The sequence below is a fragment of the Flavipsychrobacter stenotrophus genome (assembly GCF_002954265.1).
Lineage (GTDB): Bacteria > Bacteroidota > Bacteroidia > Chitinophagales > Chitinophagaceae > Flavipsychrobacter > Flavipsychrobacter stenotrophus.
The window spans coordinates 371,400-388,279 of record NZ_PPSL01000006.1; the positions used below are offsets into that span (position 1 = coordinate 371,400).

At 45.0% G+C, this 16,880-nt stretch carries 16 protein-coding genes; 6 read left to right on the forward strand and 10 right to left on the reverse strand.

Annotated elements, in window-relative coordinates; translation table 11 throughout:
* The first annotated feature begins 46 nt into the window (after positions 1-46).
* The 4 genes from CJD36_RS20070 (at position 47) to CJD36_RS20085 (ending at position 8,171) form a co-directional block, all read left to right on the forward strand.
* Complete coding sequence (locus CJD36_RS20070; RefSeq protein ID WP_105040986.1) at positions 47-4,393, forward strand: beta strand repeat-containing protein; 4,347 nt, start codon at positions 47-49, stop codon at positions 4,391-4,393.
* A 217-nt stretch (positions 4,394-4,610) separates the two neighbouring features.
* The gene (ffh, locus tag CJD36_RS20075; protein ID WP_105041015.1) at positions 4,611-5,951 is read left to right on the forward strand and encodes a signal recognition particle protein; all 1,341 of its coding nucleotides are present in this window, start codon (positions 4,611-4,613) and stop codon (positions 5,949-5,951) included.
* Positions 5,952-6,065: 114 nt separating this feature from the next.
* On the forward strand, positions 6,066-7,133 hold the full coding sequence (gene gldB / locus CJD36_RS20080; RefSeq protein WP_105040987.1) for a gliding motility lipoprotein GldB: 1,068 nt from the start codon (positions 6,066-6,068) through the stop codon (positions 7,131-7,133).
* Between the two features lie 27 nt (positions 7,134-7,160).
* Complete coding sequence (locus CJD36_RS20085) at positions 7,161-8,171, forward strand: DUF3078 domain-containing protein (RefSeq protein ID WP_105040988.1); 1,011 nt, start codon at positions 7,161-7,163, stop codon at positions 8,169-8,171.
* Positions 8,172-8,338: 167 nt separating this feature from the next.
* Here the strand turns inward: CJD36_RS20085 and yiaA are convergent, their stop codons facing one another.
* The 7 genes from yiaA to ftcD form a co-directional block, all read right to left on the reverse strand.
* A complete protein-coding gene (gene yiaA / locus CJD36_RS20090; RefSeq protein WP_105041016.1) occupies positions 8,339-8,776 on the reverse strand; it encodes an inner membrane protein YiaA in 438 nt (145 codons plus the stop codon).
* A gap of 270 nt (positions 8,777-9,046) precedes the next feature.
* On the reverse strand, positions 9,047-9,607 hold the full coding sequence (locus CJD36_RS20095; protein WP_105040989.1) for a Crp/Fnr family transcriptional regulator: 561 nt from the start codon (positions 9,605-9,607) through the stop codon (positions 9,047-9,049).
* A gap of 43 nt (positions 9,608-9,650) precedes the next feature.
* Positions 9,651-10,304, reverse strand: a complete 654-nt coding sequence (locus CJD36_RS20100; protein ID WP_105040990.1) for a GldM family protein — start codon at positions 10,302-10,304, stop codon at positions 9,651-9,653.
* Positions 10,305-10,315: 11 nt separating this feature from the next.
* Positions 10,316-10,672, reverse strand: coding sequence for a GldM family protein (locus tag CJD36_RS20105; RefSeq protein ID WP_133162729.1), 357 nt, complete (start codon positions 10,670-10,672; stop codon positions 10,316-10,318).
* Positions 10,673-10,690: 18 nt separating this feature from the next.
* Positions 10,691-11,104, reverse strand: coding sequence for a DUF3830 family protein (locus CJD36_RS20110; protein WP_105040992.1), 414 nt, complete (start codon positions 11,102-11,104; stop codon positions 10,691-10,693).
* A 19-nt stretch (positions 11,105-11,123) separates the two neighbouring features.
* Positions 11,124-11,561, reverse strand: a complete 438-nt coding sequence (locus tag CJD36_RS20115; RefSeq protein WP_133162730.1) for a hypothetical protein — start codon at positions 11,559-11,561, stop codon at positions 11,124-11,126.
* A 141-nt stretch (positions 11,562-11,702) separates the two neighbouring features.
* The gene (gene ftcD / locus CJD36_RS20120; protein WP_105040994.1) at positions 11,703-13,391 is read right to left on the reverse strand and encodes a glutamate formimidoyltransferase; all 1,689 of its coding nucleotides are present in this window, start codon (positions 13,389-13,391) and stop codon (positions 11,703-11,705) included.
* Between the two features lie 250 nt (positions 13,392-13,641).
* Between ftcD and CJD36_RS23070 the strand changes: the two genes are divergently transcribed.
* Complete coding sequence (locus tag CJD36_RS23070; RefSeq protein WP_133162731.1) at positions 13,642-13,836, forward strand: hypothetical protein; 195 nt, start codon at positions 13,642-13,644, stop codon at positions 13,834-13,836.
* An 18-nt stretch (positions 13,837-13,854) separates the two neighbouring features.
* Here CJD36_RS23070 and CJD36_RS20125 read toward each other — a convergent pair whose 3' ends face one another.
* Positions 13,855-14,238 (reverse strand): hypothetical protein, encoded by a 384-nt coding sequence (locus tag CJD36_RS20125; protein WP_105040995.1) that lies wholly within the window; start codon positions 14,236-14,238, stop codon positions 13,855-13,857.
* Between the two features lie 143 nt (positions 14,239-14,381).
* On the opposite strand from CJD36_RS20125, the gene CJD36_RS20130 reads away from it, so the two are divergent.
* The gene (locus tag CJD36_RS20130) at positions 14,382-15,590 is read left to right on the forward strand and encodes a hypothetical protein (protein WP_240609390.1); all 1,209 of its coding nucleotides are present in this window, start codon (positions 14,382-14,384) and stop codon (positions 15,588-15,590) included.
* Positions 15,591-15,603: 13 nt separating this feature from the next.
* Here the strand turns inward: CJD36_RS20130 and CJD36_RS20135 are convergent, their stop codons facing one another.
* Positions 15,604-16,095 carry a GNAT family N-acetyltransferase gene (locus CJD36_RS20135; RefSeq protein WP_105040996.1) on the reverse strand — a complete coding sequence of 164 codons (492 nt, stop codon included), beginning with the start codon at positions 16,093-16,095 and terminating at the stop codon, positions 15,604-15,606.
* 21 nt (positions 16,096-16,116) lie between these two features.
* On the reverse strand, positions 16,117-16,608 hold the full coding sequence (msrA, locus tag CJD36_RS20140; RefSeq protein WP_105040997.1) for a peptide-methionine (S)-S-oxide reductase MsrA: 492 nt from the start codon (positions 16,606-16,608) through the stop codon (positions 16,117-16,119).
* Between the last annotated feature and the right edge of the window lie 272 nt (positions 16,609-16,880).

The window sequence follows — 16,880 nt, forward strand, 5'->3', positions numbered from 1 at the left end:
TGGTTTGGTGCCCCCTATAATTCTACAATAAATAAAAATAATACCCATGAAAAAGCTTCTCGCTCTGGTATTTACCCTTATCTTGTTCTGTTCGGTTACACAAGGACAAACGGCTGCATCGTATGCTTTTTTTGCCACTTCAGGTTCGTTTGCATCAATATCGGGTACCGGAACTGCAGCTACTGGAACTTATAATGATGATATAACCCAAACAACAATTCCCATTGGTTTCAGTTTTACGTTTTGTGGTACGTCTTACAATCAGTTGTCAGTATGTTCTAATGGGTTTCTATCATTAGCCAATTCAACTTCAACAGCTAACACAAATTCCGCAGCTAATGTAGCGGGTGCCGGATTTCTAATGCCATATTGGGATGATTTATACGGCAACAACTCAACAGCTTATTATCAGACGACGGGGGCATTTCCAAACAGAGTATTCACTTTCGAATATAAGAACTGGACACTTTACAATCTCCTACTAGCGCTTTTTTTTGGCGTTGGTTCGGGCAATGAAAACATGCAGGTAAAATTGTATGAATCCACAAACGTCATAGAATTTTGGTATGGATCTTCAACCTTTGGAACAGCAAATACTCCTTCGGCAACCATTGGAATTGCAAATAGTACAACTGATTTTCAGACATTGCCTAATGTAAGTGCATCACCTGTTCCTTCCTCCGCAACATTTACAACAAGTTTGAATTCATCGCCCGCAACTAATCAAATTTATCGTTGGTCGCCGGGCTGTACTATTACCGCATCCGCAGCTAATAACGGACCTATATGCAGCGGTAACACGCTCAGCCTTACCGGCACCATATTTACAGGCACTGCTACCACTTTTAGCTGGGCGGGTCCTGCGGGCTATAGCTCTAACCTGCAAAGCCCGTCTATAACAAATGCGCCTACTACACGTGGTGGCACCTATACTTTTACCGCAACTTCATCGGGCGGCTGTAGCTATAGCGTCACTACTACTGCAGTTGTAGACAGTACCCCTACAGCTACTATCAGCGGCACTACCAGCTTTTGCAGCGGTGGCAGCAGTACAATTACTTTTACGGGTACAGCAGCTGCTACGGTCTACTATACAATTAACGGCGGCCCTATACAAAATATACTGCTGAATGCGGCAGGCACAGCAACAGTGTCTACCGGCACATTGACTACCGGAGCCTCTGCAACCTCCTACACTTATGCGCTTACCAGTGCTACAAAGGGTAGCTGCAGCCGCACGATAACAGGTAGTGCTGTTGTTACAGTGAACCCACTACCGGCTGCAATTACAGGTCCGCTAGCCGTATGTGAAGGTGGATTTATTACCACGCTTACCAGCTCACCCACAACAGGTAGCTGGTCATCAACGCCTACAACCATTGCTTCTGTAAACCCTACTACGGGTATTGTTACTTCGGGCCTTGCAGGCAATGCCGTGGTTACTTATGCGCTGCCGGTTACAGGTTGCTCAGTTACCGCTACGGTTACGGTAAACCCCACCCCACCACCCATTACCGGTTCATTGCAGGTTTGCCAGAGCGGCGGTACCACAACGCTCAGCGACCCTATACCCGCCGGCACATGGATGATCAGTCCGGCTTCACTGGCCAGCATTTCATCATCGGGTGTGGTAACCGGTATATTGCCCGGCACCGCTACTGTTACCTACACTGTAGGTACTACCTGCTATACCACGGCAAGTGTGGTGGTAAACCCGTCGCTATCGCCTATTACAGGGCCGGGGGCAGTATGTGTCAACAGTTCTATAACATTGGGCAATCCCGTTGCCAGCGGCACATGGAGCGCAAGTCCTGCCACGGTAGCTACAATAGATCCTGTAACGGGTCAACTGTTTGGCGTGGGCCCGGGCATTGTTAACGTAACTTATGTAGCGCTCACCAGTTGCCAGGTAAGCAGAAACATAACTGTTAACCCCCCACCTGCGGCCATTACGGGCACACCAGATGTGTGCCTGGGATATACTACCAGTCTTGCCAACACAAGCGCTCCGGGCAGCTGGAGCAGCGCCAACCCTGCTATTGCATCAGTTAATTCATCTACCGGATTGGTAACTGGCGCAGGCGCAGGCACTACGCAAATATTATATACCCTCAGCACTACCGGTTGCTCAACAAGCATAACATCAACGGTAAATCCAATACCGGCACCTATCACTGGAATTACGCCTGTGTGCGGCGGCGGTGCAACGATAACACTTGCTAATACTACACCACTTGGCGACTGGACCAGCGGCAACACCACTATTGCAACGGCTGATGCTGCTACAGGTATGATCACCGGTGTAAGCGCCGGCACAGCGCCTGTTACCTATACCATTACATCAACAGGATGTTATGTAACAGCTAATGTACCTGTATTGCCGATTCCCACACCTATATCTGGCCTGGCGGGAGTTTGTGAGGCAGGTAGTACTATTACCCTTACAGATGCCACACCCGGCACCTGGAGCATATCGCCGGCAGGTACTGCCAGCATCAGCACATCGGGCATGGTAACAGGTATCAGCGCGGGTGCAGCTGTAGTTACTTATACCGGTGGCAACAACTGTTTTGTTACTCATAATGTTACAGTAAATCCTTTACCGGCAACACTGACAGGCGTATTTACCGTTTGCCAGATGGCAGCTACCACATTATCAAGCACCAGTACCGGTGGCGGATGGTCGAGTCTTAATCCATTCATCGCTACAGTCGGCGCAAGCGGCGATGTGTGGGGCGTATTAGGCGGCAATGCAACCATAGTATACACACTACCTACGGGCTGTAAGACCAATGCTATTGTAACTGTCAACACCATACCGGCACCTATAGGTGGTAATAACTATGTGTGTCATGGCTACACTTCAGTGCTGACCAATTCCGTTTCAGGTGGCACGTGGAGCATTTCACCACTAACAACTGCAACTATAGATGCAACCGGTACGATCTATGGTGTAACTATAGGCTCTGCAACTGCAACCTATACAACCGGTTCAAATGGATGTTTTATAACTAGACCAATCACTGTAAACCCAATTGTACCTGCGGGCCTTACGCTGAGCGTATCTCCTTCTAACACAGTATGCGCGGGCACTACGGTAACCTTTACACCGAATCCTGTAAATGGCGGTTCTTCACCCATATTCGTATGGAGTGTGAACGGTGTGATCCTCTCGGGTGCATCTACCTATTCATATACTCCGGCAAATGGTGATATCATCAGGCTTTGGTACATCAGCAGTTACGACTGCGCCATGCCTGATACAGCCAGCGATGTGATCACAATGACCGTTCACCCGATCGTAACACCGGGCATAAGCATAGCTACAGGTATGGGTGATACTGTTTGTGCGCTCACACCAATTACCGTTACCGCAACACCTGTTGCGGGAGGAGCGGCACCGGTTTATCAGTGGTACGTTAACTTATCGCCGGTAGGAGCAGGGCCTACATATAACTACACGCCCACAAACGGCGATGTAGTAACCTGTATGTTAACCAGCAACGCCTTCTGCCGCACAGCTACCACAGCCAGTGCCACGAAAGTGCTAACGGTAAGTCCGAAATTAAACCCACTAGTGTCCATGACATCTAGCCTGGGCTATACCACCTGCGAGGGCTACCCATCAGTATTTACCGCATCGCAGATAAATGGCGGCTTCAATCCTACGTATCAATGGGCTGTAAACGGAACCAACACCGGCACAGGCCCTGTATATACCTATGCACCGGTAAATGGCGATGATGTGTCAGTAACATTGACCAGTAGTTTCCCTTGCCTGCTAACGCCTACTGCAAATACACACTCTGCCATGACTGTACTACCTATAACGCAGCCGGTGGGTGTGGTAACCGCAGTACCGGGTTATATTATTCCTGCGGGCATGTACGATACATTTACCTGCACAATATTGAGCGGCGGTGGATTGGCACCAACGTATCAATGGTCTAAAAACAGTGTACCCGTAGTAGGAGCTACCAACAATGTGTATATAACCAATGCACTTATCAACGGAGATTCGGTGAACTGCGAGGTAACCAATACTGACCAGTGCAGCGGCGTGAGCGTATTTAACTCTGTGATCATAGCCATAGGCAGTAATGTAGGGGTGAACGAAGTAAGCGGCACAGGCAATAACTTCAAAATGATCCCTAACCCTAATAATGGTACATTTATTATAAAGGGAACAATTGCAGACCAATATAACGAAGACCTGCAGATGGAGATAACCGACATGCTGGGCCGCACCATTCACAGCAGCACTACCCGATCACTAAACGGGGAAATAAACCAGGATATACAGCTGGATAATACACTGACCAATGGTATGTATTTACTGACCCTACGATCAAAGCATGTAAATAATGTGATCCATTTTGTGATCAATAAATAATTATTATAAATATATTTAGTAAGTACCAAAGGGGCAAACGGTTGTTTGCTCCTTTTTTGCCCTTGAAACAGATAGCTATCTCAACATAATGTTCTGTAATACTTTTCCCTAATTTCAATTAACTTTGCACTCCCGTTTGGGGGAAAATCATCATTTAATAAACTTAGTTGAGATCGGCCGTAATAGCGGAACTGATCTTAATGCTGATAGATATACTATGTTCGAAAATCTTAGTGAGCGGCTCGACTCCGCCATAAAGCAACTTAAAGGTGAAGGAAGGATCAATGAGATCAACATTGCAACTACGGTAAAAGAAATACGCCGTGCACTGGTTGATGCCGACGTTAACTATAAGATAGCTAAAGAATTTACTGATAAGGTAAAGGAAAAAGCTACCGGTGAAAAGGTAATTACATCTGTAAGTCCGGGCCAGCTGATGGTAAAGATCGTGAAAGACGAACTTGCCGAGCTGATGGGCGGAAAGGAAGTGGAACTTGACTTTTCTACCAAGCCTACCATCATATTGATAGCGGGTCTGCAGGGATCGGGTAAGACCACCTTCTCGGGTAAGCTGGCCAACTTCCTGAAGAACAAGAAGAGCCTGCGCCCATTGCTGGTTGCTGCCGATATCTATCGCCCCGCGGCGATGGACCAGCTGCAGGTATTGGGAGAGCAGGTAAAGGTGCCGGTATTTGCAGAGCCTGAAAATAAGAATGCAGTTTCAATAGTGCAAAACGCCATAGCACATGCTAAGGCCAATGGCAATAATGTGATCATCATAGATACCGCCGGCCGCCTGGCAGTAGATGAAGTGATGATGCGCGAGGTAGCCGATATAAAGGCAGCCATCAACCCACAGGAGATCTTGTTTGTTGTTGACTCAATGACAGGACAAGATGCGGTAAATACAGCCAAAGCATTCAACGACCGCCTTGACTTTACCGGTGTGGTACTGACCAAGCTGGATGGTGATACACGTGGTGGTGCTGCATTGTCTATCCGCTATGTGGTAGATAAGCCCATTAAGTTTGTGAGCATGGGCGAAAAGCTGGATACACTTGATGTATTCTACCCTGAGCGTATGGCACAGCGTATACTGGGCATGGGTGATATCACTACCCTTGTGGAGCGTGCACAGGCACAGTATGACGAAGTACAGGCTAAGAAACTGGAAAAGAAAATACGCGCCAACAAATTTGACTTTGAAGACTTTAAGGAGCAGCTGAACCAGATCAAAAAGATGGGTAACATCAAAGATCTGTTGGCTATGATACCGGGTGTAGGTAAGGCTATTAAGGACATAGACATATCTGATGATGCGTTTAAAGGCATTGAGGCAATGATCAACTCTATGACCCCTGAAGAGCGAAGCAATCCGGACATTATTGACACAAGCCGCCGTAAGCGTATTGCCAAGGGCAGCGGTAAGGATGTAAATGAAGTGAATGCCTTTATGAAGCAGTTTGAACAGATGAAACAGATGATGTCTCAGATGAACAAATTCAAGGGAATGGGCGGACCTGGTATGCCGGGTATGCCAATGATGGGCAGAAGGTAGGAGTAGGTTAAAAGGTAAAAGAGGTAATTAGTTAAAAGAGTATATAAATTTGGCTATCCCATGGGGTAGCCAAATCACTTTAAAAGAAAATTCACTAGTCAAAATCATTACTGTATGATCAAAAAGCTCTCTGTACTTCCTTTGCTCATAGTGCTGTTCCTGCTGGGCAGCTGTGGTGATAATAATTCTAAAACACCCGACGTTAGCGACGTAAAGATCAACCTGCAGACCTACCGCTTTGACCTTGACATGTATGCTATTGACACCAATCATATAGCAGAGGGACTGACACAACTGAGTAAGAAATACCCTGACTTTCTTAACTTTTTCCTGGACACGGTGATGCCCTATAATGTGCGTGGTAACTATACCGACACCAACATTGGCATAAGAGAGGGCGTACATGAATACCTTACCTACCACGACTTTGTGCACCTGCAGGACACCATAAGAAGGAACTTCCCTGACACGAAAGAGACAGACGCAGAACTAACCAAAGGCTACCAACTGATGAAGAGCTACCTGCCGGAAACAAAGGTGCCACGCATCATGTACATCAACCGCAACCTGTTTGCCAAAACACCGGTATTCTCAGTTGACCCTACCCTGGCCTGCATATGCCTTGATATGTTCCTGGGTCCACAGATGCCGTATTATGTATCTGTAGGAGTGCCTACTTATATGGCACCACATCTGCATAAGAACTATATTCCCGTAGCTCATTTCCGCGATCATTACCTGACCATACACCAGTTTGACGCAGATGATAAAACCCTGTTGGATATGATGATACAGTGCGGTAAGGAGCAGTATTTCCTGCATAAGATATTGCCTAATACTCCGGACTCTGTATTGTTTGGATTCACCGGTGTACAGGTACTGTTTTGCGAACGCAATGAGGCTGAGTTGTATAACTTCTTTGTACAAAACAACCTGCTCTACAGCAAGAAGGAAACGGAGACGAGGACCTATGTTACAGACGGCCCGTTTGCAAGAGGTATAGGTTCACCAACAGACCCCGGCAACCCTACACCCGGTAATGTAGGCACGTGGATGGGCTACAGGATAGTGGATGCCTACATGGCACAGAACCCAAAAGTGTCTTTAAAAGAGCTACTGGATACACGTATAGATGCGGCGAAGTTTCTTGATGGCGCACACTACAGACCAAAGAGTAAATAACACACACATATAGCACACACACCTTTTATGAAGAGAGTATTAACTACAGTAGCAATGGGGCTAACTGTTTACACCGCACAAGCACAGCTGAACAAAGCTGATGAAGTAAAAAAATCGCTGGCCACAACCAACAAAGACACAGTAGCCTGGGTATATGGCGGCTTTGTAACATTGGGTATGAACGAAGGTTTTCTGCACAACTGGGCGGCAGGTGGTGAGTTGGCATCATTCAATGTGAATGGCATATTCAGCGGACACCTTGATCACCTGGCGCACAGGGAAATTTGGAGCAACAACCTGGATCTTTCTTATGGTCTTAACTATAATTATTCCACGTCGTTCATTCCCCGTAAAACTGACGACCGTATTGACTTCACCAGTAAGTATGGCAGACGTATAGACACCACTGGCAACTTCTATTTCTCGGGGTTGTTCAACTTTAAATCGCAGATAACAGAGGGTTATGACTATACCGTTGCCGACTGGCAGCATCACCCGCCTACTTCTAAATTCTTCTCACCGGCATACTTCACACTGGCAGCAGGGGTGGAATACAGAGAAGGAAGCGACATCAGTTTGTTCGTATCTCCTATAGCGGGCAGGCTTACCGTTGCTGATAAATACTTTACCAGCCTGAGACCACAGGGCGCTTTTGGTATAGACTATGGCAAGACCATGAAGTATGAATTTGGTGCGTACATATCGGGCAGATACCTTACTAAGCTATCGAAGAATATACGCTATAAAACACGTCTTGACTTGTATAGCAACTACCTGGCTAAAGATAGCAAAGACACGCTGGGCAATGTGGTGAAGAAAGACAACCCCGGCAACATAGCCATATTGTTTGATAACCTGCTCGACTTCAGGATAACGAAATATATGAATGCCACTATTGGTGCTACATTCATCTACGACAATAACTTACCTTATAACAAGTATGATGCAAACGGTGTGTTGAAAGACGACCCGGGCAGAGATATCGGCTGGCTGCAGATGAAGCAGATGTTTACATTTGGTATAGAGTATAAGTTTTAAACAAACAATGGCGGCAGGTTAACTGCCGCCATTGTTTGTTTAAAGAGCCTCACCCCAGCCCTCTCCAAAGGAGAGGGAGATGTGGTTACGTACTCAAAGAGAACCGACCCTATGCGAATGTCGTGCTTCGGCGCGGCTCAGCATGACATTCACAGTGTCAGTCTATACTAAGGGTTTAAGGGGCTTTTGTAGTCGTCTTGTTTCTTCTCTTCAACATCATCGACCAACTGGCAGTCGCGGATGTTCTTTTGTACTGCTACTGCGGCAAACAGACTTAGCAGGTAAGACATAGCATAGAACCCTTTTTCACTCCTTATCAGTGATGAGTTCCAAAGACCAATGATGAGCAATAGTATTGCCAGGCCGGTAGAGAACCAGCTGATACCAAAGTAGATACCGGTTACCTTGATACCTTCCAGCTGGTCGCGGACGGCCTTTTGTAATGATACCGCAGCATATAGTCCGAACATGAGTACTGTGAAATAAAATCCTTTTTCATTGAGTTCCATTGTAGCGTTCCATAACCCTACGCAGAACGAAATACCACCTGCAAATAAACCGATCCAACTGGCGCCTATAAACGCATTTGATGGTTTCTGTTTCATAACATTTTTTGATTTGATTATGAACCAAAAGTATAATGGCTCAGATGGTTGATTTTTGATGTAGATCAAAAATGCGGGGCTTTAACAATAGTTTAAACATGCTAGATCGGCGGCAGTCTTGTTCGAATGTCCGCTTACTAACTTATATCGCCCTTACAGGGGTGATTTGACCCGAGGGGTTGAAACCCCTCGCTATTTATGTCGCTCTTTCAGAGCTTAGCCATTTGCATGGGTATTGTAGTGACCAAAATTCGACAGTAGAAAGAATAACTATTGCCTCGCACGAATTCGGCTGAGGGTTTCTTGTGTGATACCTAGGTAGGAAGCGATATGACCTAATGAGGCACGCCGCAGTAACTGGGGATGATCTTTCATCAGATTATCATATCGCTCTTTGGCGGTGGTAAATTGCAGGCCTAAAAAGCGACCTTCAAGCCTTACGTAATAAGCCTCTGTAAGCAACCTGCCTATGCGTTCTGTCTCGGGGAAAGAGGCGTATAATTTTTGCAAATTAGCATGGGGTAATTGCACCAATTGGCAAGGCTCTATAGCCTCTATAAATTCGGCTGATGGCACGTGGGTAATGAAGGAATAGAAGCAGGTTGCAAACTCATCTTCGCGGGCAAACCAGTGGGTGATCTCCTTCTCTTCCTGGTAGTAGTAACCACGTAGTAAACCACTTTCAACAAAGTAAATATCATTGCATCGCTCTCCCGACCGCACCAACAGCTGTCCCTTCTTTACTTCTTTGGTATGTGTAAGCTTATAAAAAGCTTCCTGAAGCTCATCAGAGACAGTAATGATAGATGCTAGGTAAGAGTGGAAGGACATTGGTTGGGGTTATTTTTTATGAAGGTAGTGAAAGTGGTTTATTTTAGTTTGCGACAAATTCCATAGACTTCATTGTGCCGGTACACTCTCCATAGCCCAGGTAGGTAATGTTGGTGAAGATTATGCTGTCGCCAGCATTGATGTTACTCATTACCCGTTCAACCTCCTCATCGTCTACGAACCGAGCTCCCCTCCTGTTAGACAGGCTTTTAGAAAGTATCTCTTCACCGTCTCGTATTACCCTGACCTTAAAGCCCGTTACATGAAAATGAGGAGTAAGTTCAAATCCCTGAGGGTTGCCATCGAGCCCTATTGCAACCCTCACTTGCCCTGCAGTGATGAATCCACTGCGATGCCCCATAAATGTTGTAGAATCTATTGGGAAACATTCCAGTTTCACTTTTATTTTCTGTACCTCTTTTATCTGAGTGGGTGTTCTCACCTGTACACGAATAGTGATACTGTCTGAGGGATACTTTGGGGTAAAAATGTAGTCGCCATTTGATCCATCTATCCCGCCATTGTCAACTGTTACCATTAATGCAGACCCCGGGTAACCATCTACAGCAACTTTAAGGGGATTATCCAGCCCTACATAAGCCATTCGTGGAGCCTTTACACACTGTATTGCCACTACCTGCGCAGAGGCTGAGAACCAGAAGAAAAGGATTAGTAAAATGAATGCTAATGTTTTCATAGAAATGTATGTTACCTTTTAATGCTTGAATCAACTTCTCCATGAATTTGGCCAGGAAGACGCCTGACCCAAAAATATTGTTGGGGTAGTTCTATTATTCCTTTGGGTGTTTTTGCTTTTATAGTAATGATAGTGTTGTAATTGAGACTATCAGGGTGGGCAATGTAGTGACCATCCCTTCCTTTGATAGTGCCATTGTTTATTGATACTGTGAGTGACTTACAAGGATAACCTTCGGCAACAATAGTCAGCGGATTGTCTGTGTTGAGGTAAAGTATTTTATCATGAAAGAGTTGCACAGCTGATGTTTGGCCTTCAGCAACTATAGAGCAAAAGAGAACAAGCGATACTACAATACAGGTTTTCATAGCTATAAATATAATCAATTATAAGGCTTCAATGGTAATGTCTTGTTTGCCGTTCTGCCAGATGTCATCTCCAAGGACGGTGAGTTTGGCGGCGTCTTCGTCTATGACCTTAGCAAATATGTTGCAGGCATCGAGTCCTTTGCCTTCGCCGTAATAGATTCCCATGCAGTTGGTAGTCTTTACGCGTACTGGTTTTGATGGGCCAAAGACAACCTCTCCGGGAATGGTGAATACGGATGCATTCTCCTGTATGATATTGAGGGGCGGCACATTGTCTATCCATATCTCCTGCCCCGATACGCGCGCATGATAGAAGGTTCGTGTAAACGGCAGTAATGATGCAAACGCGGCGCAGGTAACGGGTGCAGCATCTGTATAGTATTCAAAGCGAATGGATAGGCCTGTGGCTGTTGTAAGTTTAAATCCGTTCATGGGTTGCTTTTGTAACAAGTTAGTCAATGATCTTTACATATTGATACTTCTTGCCGCCATCCTGCACTTCTATCTTCTTTATCTTACCGAGTGGTATGGTCTTCTTAAATGAAGGCATGACCCTTGACATACCGCCCTTAATAACACTATCCTTTACTTCCACCAGGTCGAAGTAGAATATAGTCTTCTTGTTGTTGGTATCAGTAACACGCATTTCTACAGAGGGGGCATTCTTCAGCTGCGCTGCTTTGCCTTTCTTGTCTACGCATTTTATGTAGCTGATTGGATAAGTAGCATAGGAAGTAGTGCCACCAAAAGGACTGCTTGTAGTAACAGTGCGCGACAGTGTTTTGCCGGCAAACATCTGCCTGAAATCACTGACCGGTATCTGATGGGTTTTACATGAAGTAAGCAACATACTAAGGAAAGATACAAATAGACAGCCCGGTGTTTTCATAATGAGGTACAAGATAAAATATTTAGTTGATAGCTGTTGGAGGCCCCAGCAACTATGCCCGGCAGGTAGAGGCTCCCAGTAAAATAAAAACGGGGCAACTGCGATACAGCGACCCCGTTTCAATGTTGTAGAAAAATGATCTTATTTCATTTTACCCAGCACTATGTTCCATATTTCCTGCTCGCGCTTATCTGCATCAGCATTCATTGCATCGGCACGCTCAACAAGAGGCTTTACTTCAGCATGATCCTGCAGGTCCTGCGCATTGATCTTCACATTGAGGTAAGCGCCCTTTACGGCAGCACGCGCACATAATGCACCTACACCCGCATCGCTCACGCTGTTAGGATTGCCTGTCTCTGCCATTGCCTGTATCAGGTCGAAAGACTGTGCGGCCAGTTCCATTGTTCTGAATGGCACCTTTATCGCATTGATCGTTGCGGCTTCTATCGCAGCCTTGCGTGCAGCCTTCTCGGCATCATTGCTCTTTGGCAAGCCAAATGCAGCCATGATGTGATTAAATGCTGCGGTATCCTCATCCACCAGGTCCAGCATTTCTGCCATCAACTTCTGGCCATTTTCCGCATGGTTAGAAAACTCTTCCCAACGACTATCCCATCCTTTTTTATGCGAAGAAAGGTTAGCAACCATTGTAGCCAAAGCAGCGCCAAGAGCACCGCAATAAGCTGCTATAGAACCACCACCCGGAGCAGGAGACTCGCTTGCAGTTTCGAGTGCAAAGCCTGTAATGGTCATATTCACCAGCTTCTTAGCTGCAACATCTCTGAGCCTGTATTCTATAATTTTTTTCTGCGGATCGAAAGGAGACAATTCATCCAGCCCTAAAGATTTTACGGCGATCTTTATCAGTTCGGCTTCACTAACACCTACGCTGCGTTGTTGTTTACGCAGGAAGTATTTACCTGCTTCCAGTATTGCATCAAGCGGAACAAGACCTACCAGTTCACTACCTGTAACACGCATACCACGCGCTGTGGCACGTTCGCAGCTCGTATCGAAAGCAACATGTAAAGGGGTAACGTGCATGTTGGTCAGATTCATAGAGATCTGGGCAATGCCATACTCTTCAATAAACCAACCAATAGCCTTAACTGATTTAAGTAAACCCGGCACCCAAACGGCTTCGCCCTTTTCATCCTTTACTACCTTACCCTTCTCGTCTGTTTTCTGACGACCTTTTTCCCTGATATCAAACGCTACAGAATTGGCCCTCCGTGTGCTGGTAGTGTTGAGATTTACATTGTAAGCGATAAGGAAATCGCGAACACCAATAACAGTAGCGCCGCTGCGCTCATTGAATATTGCATTGCCGTAGTCAGGCTTCCACTCGGGCTTAACGATCTTTGCGGCAAAGCCTTCATATTCCCCGCTACGGATATCGGCCAGGTTGCGACGGTAATCGGCAGTAGCAGCATATTCATATAAGTATGTTGGTATGTTCAGCTCTTCGGCTACCCTCTTTGCCAATTGATTTGCAAACGGAATTGCTTCTTCTGCCGTAATACCGCTGATCGGTATCAACGGGCAGACATCGGTAGCCCCCATGCGTGGGTGCTCCCCCTTATGATTACGCATGTCGATCAACTCACCGGCCTTCTTTATAGCCAGGAATGCAGCATCAACCACAGCCTGTGGATTGCCCACAAAAGTGACTACAGTGCGGTTTGTGGCTTTACCCGGATCAACATCTAACAGCTGAACACCCTCAACTGTTTCTATTTCGTTGGTGATCTGTTTTATGATATCCATATTCACCCCTTCGCTGAAGTTAGGGACGCATTCTATGATGGCATTTTTGAAGTCGTTCATTGCTATTTTATTTTGCGCTGCAAAAATAGGTGTGTTATTGGTATTTGAACGATAAAGCGAAGAAAAATGGAATTACACTGCAATTATTCCGCTAGACAAATACTCCAGACAATTTAAAAGGCTAGATATCACTGTCAAATAAAATAATCAGAAAATATGTGACCGGCAATCGTTCTTTGGCATCTTATTTGGATAATGTGAACAAACAAGCAGCAAGAAATTATTATTCTGAAAAAACTAAAAAAGGAAATTGTATGAAAACGAAATTATTAATGGTGTTCTTCATTGCCCTGATGGCAGTCTCGTTTACCTCATGTATAGTAGCAGTACCGGCAGGCCGGGGAGGTTATTATCATGGACATCATCATCATGGAGGCGGACATTATCATGGACATCACCACGGATGGTAGCCGTAACAAAAGAGGAGCGATCAGCATGCAGCTAACGCTCCTCTTCTAAATTTTTAGAAACACTGTAGCGCTACAGTGGCCTTTTCTTTACATATCATAGTAGACCTAATGCCATTGTAGCTATAGGTTATCTTCAATTCCTTTACCTTGCCACGGGCCGGGTCTGTTCTATTACCTCCAAATGTTGCATTTTCGACAATAAAAGAAAGCTGGTTATTGAGGATCAATGGCGTGAGAAATGGCTCTACATCAAGGCTATTGTCGGGAGCCGAGGGATCATAATAAATGGCAGAATCAATTATCAGCGGCACAGGTTTCACTACTGCATAGTCTACATCCAGATACGGGTAATCTATTACCGTAGCCACCAATTGAGATATTTTGTTAATAGGCATAATAACATCTACAAGCTTTTGTGCCTGAAGTACGATGTACAAAATAAGGAAAATATCGGGACAACAGTTTAGTTTTTCCCGCCGGGAAGTAAAATAACGGGCAACGGCGATTTTGCGGATATCAAAAAACTTAACATTATTTAATTGTTAATTTTTCGTAAATTCGACTAAATGATAATAAATAGTTGAAAACCAAAGTAGCCATATTATTTTTCGTGATCCTTACAGGGTATTCTGCGGGCATTTACGCGCAAGACAAATTGCCTGTGGATGACATTGTATTTTATGGCGACACAATAAAATTCAATTTCGACAAGTGCACCGTTGTGGCATTTGAAGACTCTTTGTCTGTTGACAACATCAACACCTTTTATCAAAACATTTCCGCTGCCAACTATGATTCTCTTGTAAGGGATATGATAGGCTACAAGACGAAAAACAAACCAGACGACTGGGTGTTTTACCAGTTAGTGAGAAAGGTAGCTCAACATATAAGTCCCAAGGCCGATAACTACCGTAGGTATACCTTGTACAAGTGGTACCTGCTAAATAAGTGTGGCTATAATGCTACACTAAACATAGCCGGCGACAAACTGTTATTATATGCCCAGTGTGATGAAAATATCTATGACATTCCTTTTTACACAAGAGGGGGTAGACAATACGTTTGCCTGAACTATCATGACTATGGCACTGTAAGCATGAGCGCAACAAAATTTATAGAAGTACCTGCACAAGCTGCTGAAGCAATGAATTCATTTTCCTACAAGCTCACTCAACTTCCCACATTCAGGCCAGAAGACTATAAAGAAAAAGATCTTGAATTCAGTTACAATGACATGGCCTATACCTTTAAGATAAAGGTAAATTCAGAGGTAAAGAAGATATTTAACAATTACCCGGTAGCTGATTATGGGCTATATTTTAATGCCCCTCTAAGCGCGGGTACCTACAATTCCCTTATTCCCCAGTTAAAGAAGAATGTAAAGGGGATGAGTGTAAAAAATGGTGTTGACTATCTAATGCGCTTTACCAGGTATGCACTGCAATATGAACCTGACGCTCAAAATTTTGGCAAAGAAAAACGTCTATCGCCGGAGCAAACTTTACTATATGAATACAGCGATTGCGAAGACCATGCGGCACTCTTTTACTATCTTGTAAAGGAGATATATAACTTGCCAATGATAGTACTGGAATACCCTAAACACCTTACTATAGCAGTAAAGTTTGAGAAGCCAATTGGCAAGCCGATACTATACGAAGGGAGTACTTATTCTGTCTGTGAACCTACTCCCCAGGATGAGGACCTGCCATTGGGGAAAATATCACAAGAACTAAGCCGAGTTAGTTATCAGGTAGCGTATGCTTATCGTCCACAAAAGAAAAATTAATAGATAGGCTCGTCTACTTCAGGTGTAGTCCGTAATACAGCTGGCCGCAGCGCACACCATTAAAATTAGCTATATCGGGGAGATGTGCCCACCTGGTGAAATTAAATTTTCCCAATAACCGGATGCTTGGCAGATTGCGATCTATAACTATGGCAAAAACGCTGTAGTAATTTAATCCGGCGGATATTTTTAACCCCTCGGCAACCAGTGCCGCACCAATACCCTGCCCTTTCCAAGCATGATCTACATAAAAGCTTATTTCTACACAATCCTGCAGCGCTTTACGGCCAGGGCGATAAGGACTGATGCTTAACCAGCCTCTAACTACGCCATCTATCTCTTCAACAATTAAAGGATACTGCTTGTTATTATGAGACTGAAACCAATCGATGCGATCGGCAATAGATAGTTCATCTGTATCTGCGGTCTGAAAACCTGCTGTAACAGCCTGGTTGTAGATCTCTACTATTCTTTCCAGATCGGTTGATGTAGCTGTGCGTATCATGTGAAGGAATGTTTGAAAGATCTAATCCAATTTCCATTCCGGACGTATAAAGTGGCAAGTATATCCATAGGGATTGCGCTGCAAGTAGTTCTGGTGCTCTGCTTCGGCATTCCAAAAAGCAGTTGCAGGTACCACCTCAGTAACAATTTTTCCCGGCCATTTACCTGAATCCTGCATTTCTGCAATCAATGCTTTTGCTGTATCACGTTGTGCATCGTCGGTATAAAAAATGGCAGAACGATAAGACGCACCGATATCATTACCCTGCCTGTTTCTGGTGGTTGGGTCGTGAATCTGAAAGAAGTATTCCAATAGCTTGCGATAAGACAGCAGAGATGGATCAAATGCTACCTCTATACCTTCCGCATGTGTACCATGGTTGCGGTAGGTTGCGTTCAAAACATCGCCTCCAGTGTATCCGACAACCGTGGAAATTACACCCGGATAATGGCGTATCAATTCCTCAACTCCCCAAAAGCAACCACCAGCCAGAATGGCTTTTTCTGTAGTCATACAACACTAATTTTAGAAAAATAAAGGTAGTACAAATGATTAAAACAAAAGGTTAAGGAAGCGATCCGGCACCCTGCAAAAAAGCAGCGGCGCCAATTAAATGACACCGCTGCTTTGTAATATTATAAAGAACTGTTCTTACTTTACTTTTATCTCTACCCTTCTGTTCTGGGCTCTGCCTTCTTTGGTGGTGTTTGGTGCCGCAGGTGACTTGCTGCCATTGGCATGGGTCTTTATCTGCTTAGCCTTTACCCCATGTTTCAACAGGTAGG

What these genes read in the sequence shown, in the direction of transcription:
- CJD36_RS20070 (WP_105040986.1), top strand. Translation starts at nt 47, where the DNA reads ATGAAAAAGCTTCTCGCTCTGGTATTTACCCTTATCTTGTTCTGTTCG.
- ffh (WP_105041015.1), top strand. Translation starts at nt 4,611, where the DNA reads ATGTTCGAAAATCTTAGTGAGCGGCTCGACTCCGCCATAAAGCAACTT.
- gldB (WP_105040987.1), top strand. Translation starts at nt 6,066, where the DNA reads ATGATCAAAAAGCTCTCTGTACTTCCTTTGCTCATAGTGCTGTTCCTG.
- CJD36_RS20085 (WP_105040988.1), top strand. Translation starts at nt 7,161, where the DNA reads ATGAAGAGAGTATTAACTACAGTAGCAATGGGGCTAACTGTTTACACC.
- yiaA (WP_105041016.1), bottom strand. Translation starts at nt 8,776, where the DNA reads ATGAAACAGAAACCATCAAATGCGTTTATAGGCGCCAGTTGGATCGGT.
- CJD36_RS20095 (WP_105040989.1), bottom strand. Translation starts at nt 9,607, where the DNA reads ATGTCCTTCCACTCTTACCTAGCATCTATCATTACTGTCTCTGATGAG.
- CJD36_RS20100 (WP_105040990.1), bottom strand. Translation starts at nt 10,304, where the DNA reads ATGAAAACATTAGCATTCATTTTACTAATCCTTTTCTTCTGGTTCTCA.
- CJD36_RS20105 (WP_133162729.1), bottom strand. Translation starts at nt 10,672, where the DNA reads ATGAAAACCTGTATTGTAGTATCGCTTGTTCTCTTTTGCTCTATAGTT.
- CJD36_RS20110 (WP_105040992.1), bottom strand. Translation starts at nt 11,104, where the DNA reads ATGAACGGATTTAAACTTACAACAGCCACAGGCCTATCCATTCGCTTT.
- CJD36_RS20115 (WP_133162730.1), bottom strand. Translation starts at nt 11,561, where the DNA reads ATGAAAACACCGGGCTGTCTATTTGTATCTTTCCTTAGTATGTTGCTT.
- ftcD (WP_105040994.1), bottom strand. Translation starts at nt 13,391, where the DNA reads ATGAACGACTTCAAAAATGCCATCATAGAATGCGTCCCTAACTTCAGC.
- CJD36_RS20135 (WP_105040996.1), bottom strand. Translation starts at nt 16,095, where the DNA reads ATGATACGCACAGCTACATCAACCGATCTGGAAAGAATAGTAGAGATC.
- msrA (WP_105040997.1), bottom strand. Translation starts at nt 16,608, where the DNA reads ATGACTACAGAAAAAGCCATTCTGGCTGGTGGTTGCTTTTGGGGAGTT.